This window comes from uncultured Campylobacter sp. (assembly GCF_938018145.1).
Lineage (GTDB): Bacteria > Campylobacterota > Campylobacteria > Campylobacterales > Campylobacteraceae > Campylobacter_A.
In genome coordinates, this window is record NZ_CALIII010000044.1 from 1 (window position 1) to 4,020 (window position 4,020).

General features: G+C 48.8%; 2 protein-coding genes and 2 pseudogenes. All 4 read left to right on the top strand.

What is annotated here, in order from left to right; all coding sequences use genetic code 11:
• Window positions 1-1,054: pseudogene (locus tag Q0338_RS01080) on the top strand (hypothetical protein); the annotation flags it as partial.
• Window positions 1,055-2,012: 958 nt separating this feature from the next.
• Window positions 2,013-2,567, top strand: a complete 555-nt coding sequence (locus tag Q0338_RS01085; protein WP_185898236.1) for a LemA family protein — start codon at window positions 2,013-2,015, stop codon at window positions 2,565-2,567.
• A 267-nt stretch (window positions 2,568-2,834) separates the two neighbouring features.
• Window positions 2,835-3,701: a DUF3137 domain-containing protein gene (locus Q0338_RS01090; protein WP_298085151.1), complete on the top strand. Its 867-nt coding sequence runs from the start codon at window positions 2,835-2,837 to the stop codon at window positions 3,699-3,701.
• 104 nt (window positions 3,702-3,805) lie between these two features.
• Window positions 3,806-4,020: pseudogene (locus Q0338_RS01095) on the top strand (hypothetical protein); the annotation flags it as partial.

Sequence of the window (4,020 nt, forward strand, 5' to 3'; positions counted from 1 at the left end):
CTACTACTACGCCGTAAAAACCAAGGCTACGCAAACCAATCTCGCCCTTTATCTCGAAGACGAGATGAGGTTTGGCGCGTTTAAATTTCGCCCCGGACTTCGCATCGAGCGAAACGGCGATAATAACGACGTAAATTTGGCCCCGAGGTTGCTAGCCGAGTATGAATTCGCGGATAAAAATTTTGTAGGACTCGGGTTAAACCGCTACTACGGACGAAATTTTTTCGCGTACAAGATGTATAACGGCATCTATAAAATGAGTAAAACTTGCACTAGAGGTTCATACGGCGCACCCTACGTGTGCGGCGATTACGATAGCGACCGTTACCCGATCAGAGAGCTAAAGACGCCTTACGACGACGAATTTAGCGCGTATTATCGCGGCGACGTCGGCAACGCGAGGCTAAATCTCAAATACGTAAGACGCCAAGGCCGCGACGAAGTAGCGATGAAATACGTAAGAGAGCCGCTAACAGGCTACGGAAACGGATATTCTATATTTACCAACGAAGGGCAAAGCAAGCGCGACATCGTAACCTTAAGCGCGGCAAACATCGCTCCGATCGAAATTTGGGGCGTAAAAAACGATTTTGAAGGCTCGCTAAGCTTTACTAAGCAAAGCAGGAGCTTTACGGATTACGAAGACGACGAGATGAACGACGACGTCTCGTATAACGGTAAAACCATCAAAAAAAGCGAACTACCCGTCGTTGATTACCATGTGCCTTTTACCGCCAAATTTCGCCACTCGGCTAAATTTAGCGGCTTTAGCGTTTCAAATTTCATAAACTATACGAGCAAAACGGACGCGCTACTAGGCGGCTGGAATAGGGCGCGCGGGATGTACGTCTACGAGCGCCAAAAGCTGCCCGCATACGCAACTTGGGATATGCGCATAGGTTATGAAAGGCGGCTGGCAGGCGATTTTCGAGCGTTTGTAAATCTTGATATAAATAATCTTTTAAACAAAAAATTTATCGCCTCAAACGAGGGCAACTACTACGAATACGGCCTTGGCCGCAACTTTTGGTTGGAAGCGGGTATGAAGTGGTGATTTGCTAGGATTTATCCCGCAATTTATCGCGCAAGACGCGGTAAAAGCGGGTTTGCGGCAAAATTTGCGAGCTTTAAAAGGCTAAAGCGCTTTGGTTTAGTTTTTATACGCGCCCTAAATTTGCGCCTTTTGGCTAGTTTTGGTTTTTGCCTTACGGCGCAAAGTCGCAAATTTGCCGTTTATGCGCGGTGCAAATCCGCGCTTTTGCCCTCTAGGCTTGCTAGTAAGCGTAAATTTGCCTACTTGCAGCCGGCAAAATGGCTAAAATTTGCATAAGGCGCGAGCGGTAATTTCCTTGCCTAAACGCAAAACGCGCGGGGTGGATTTGGTGGCTCGGCGATTTGCCGTTTAAAGCCAGTTTTGCTCTTGCTGCTTAAAACTCTGAAGCTGCGAGAAAATGGGGTTCGTGCTCCTTTTGGTGTGTTTAGAAACGCTATTTCTGCTCTTGCTGCTTAAACGGCGCTAAATTTGCGATGATTTAGCCGTTAGCTCGCGTAAAATCACCCTCAAAAAGATACGAATTTATCGCGGCAAAGGGCTATGTCGCCCGTGTAGGCGAAAATTTATAGGCTAGATTTTACCCGCCTATCGCCGCTGCCCGGCATGACCTTGCGCCGAGTCGTTTTTGCCTGCGCATATCTGCTTTGATTTTTGTTTAAAAATAAGACTCAACTCGCCCGTAACGCAAAGTGCACAAACGGTTTATCCAAAAGCGTATTTTGCGTTTTTAAGCCTAAATTTAAGTGCAAAAATCGGCCCCGCGTCTTTATTTTACGGCAACTAGCCCTTGTATCCGAGATTTGCTCGCAAAGCGGCTTTTGCAAGGGTAAGCGAAATTTAGCATTTTGGTAGCAAACCCCGAGCGACCTAGCATCTAGCGCGGCAAAAACGAGTATAATTTTCCGGTTTCAGCAGCTTTTTGATATAATCAAAACAAAAGTTAAATCAAAGGAGTAAAATGTACATCGTCCTAGGCATCATCGCCGTTCTAGCACTCATCGTCATTTCGGTCTACAACTCGCTGGTAGGCAAGCGAAACCAAGTCTCAAACATCAGATCAGGCGTCGATACGCAGCTAAAAAGGCGCTTTGACCTCATCCCAAACCTCGTCGCCACCGTCAAGCAGTACATCACGCACGAGCGCGAGCTGCTAGAAAACATCTCCGCGCTTAGAAGCGGCATCCAAAAGGCCGCAGGCGACGAGCAGAGATTTGCGCTAAACGGCGAGCTGTCAAACCTCATCTCAAAGCTCAACGTCGTCGTCGAGAACTACCCCGAACTCAAGGCCAACGAAAACGTCATGCACCTGCAAAAGACGCTAAACGAGATCGAGGAGCAGATCTCCGCTGCGCGCCGCGCATACAACGCCGCAGTGACCGACTATAACAACGCCGTGGAGATGTTTCCGTCAAATCTCGTCGCTAGCTGGGCGAGGTTTCATAAGGCGGCGTTTTTCGAGGTGCCGAAAGGTCAAGACGATCCGCACGATGTGCACGAGCTTTTTAACCGCTAAATTTGCGCTCGCTTCGTCAAATTTGACGTTAAATTTGAGCGCTTAACAGCACTCTTTAAAATGCAAGCGGCCTTCGTCGGCTCGTCAAATTTGAGCGCAAAAGCGGCGCGGGCGGTAAATTTGAGCCAAATTTGATCCGAATTTGAAGTATCGTCGCCAGCAAATGGCGAGCTTAAATTTAAGCGGTTTAAAACGCAAATTTAAAGACGAAAGCCCGTAAAATAGCCAAATTTATAAAAACGGCGTTAGATTAAAATAGGAGCAAAAATGGACGATCTGGTCTTGCTAGAGCTTGAGCGGCAAAAGGTTTTACGCTCGCTTTTTAGGCTAAAGCTTGCCTGCGTTTTCGCTGCCGCCGCAGTGGCTTGGCTGCTATATCTAGCAGCGCAAAACGCCGCCCTTAGCGCTGGTGCGTTTGTGGTCTGCGGGGCTGCGATGTACTATTTTTTTGAGAGTATTTTTACCGATAGCTTTACGTTTAAATTTAAGCGAAAAGTCGTGAGGAGCATCGTGGAGGACTGCGGTCTCACGTATTATCCGGGCGACTACGTAGAGAGCGATTATCTTTATATGATTTACGATTTTGACATCGACAAATACTCGGGCAACGACCTGATTTTCGGGCAGATAGAGGGCGTGCGGGTCAAATTTAGCGACGTAGAGGCGATAAGTATCAAAGAGGATCTGCACGGAAACAAGACGCATAGAGTGCTTTTTGCGGGGATTTTGTTCGTCGCGGATTTTCCTAAACGGCTAAAGGGCGTCACGCAAATTTGCAGCGGGACGGATGATTTTAAGGACTACGGCGGCAAGCGCGCGAGGATGGACGACGCGGAGTTTGAGCGGCTATTTCGTGTCTATACGACCGATCAGATCGAGGCTAGGTACGCGCTCACGCCTAGCCTGATGGAAAATCTAAAGCTGCTAAAAACGAGATTTCACCGCCCGATAAACATCGTGCTAATAGGCGACAAAATCTGCATGGCGATCCGCACGGGGCGCGATAACTTCGAGCCTGATCTGCGCCGTCCGCTCGTGGGCAAAGGGGCGAATAGATTTTACAAAGACGAGATCGGCGGCTTTTTGCGTATCGTCGAGGAGCTGCGGCTAAACCGTAAAATTTGGCTGGACTAGGGACTTTGGCGTCAAATTTGACGGGCGGCATAACCCGCACCCCAAAAATGCAAACAAGCGGGCTAATCTAAAACAGGGCGGCAAAAACGCAAAAAGGAGAGTTGGTGAAGGGCGTAGCGATAAACGAAACGACGATAATCGGCGATGACGGCAAATACTATAAATTTAGCTTTGAAGACGTGCGCTCGGGGCGGCCTAGTGGCGGCGAGCGAGCGGCGTTTCGGCCTGACGGGGCGTTTGCGAGAGATGTATTTGTGATCGCAGGCGAGGGCGAAAAGCGCGCGACGAAAGACGTCAGAAGCGAGGAGACGAAGGCTGC

What these genes read in the sequence shown, in the direction of transcription:
- Q0338_RS01085 (WP_185898236.1), top strand. Translation starts at nt 2,013, where the DNA reads ATGTACATCGTCCTAGGCATCATCGCCGTTCTAGCACTCATCGTCATT.
- Q0338_RS01090 (WP_298085151.1), top strand. Translation starts at nt 2,835, where the DNA reads ATGGACGATCTGGTCTTGCTAGAGCTTGAGCGGCAAAAGGTTTTACGC.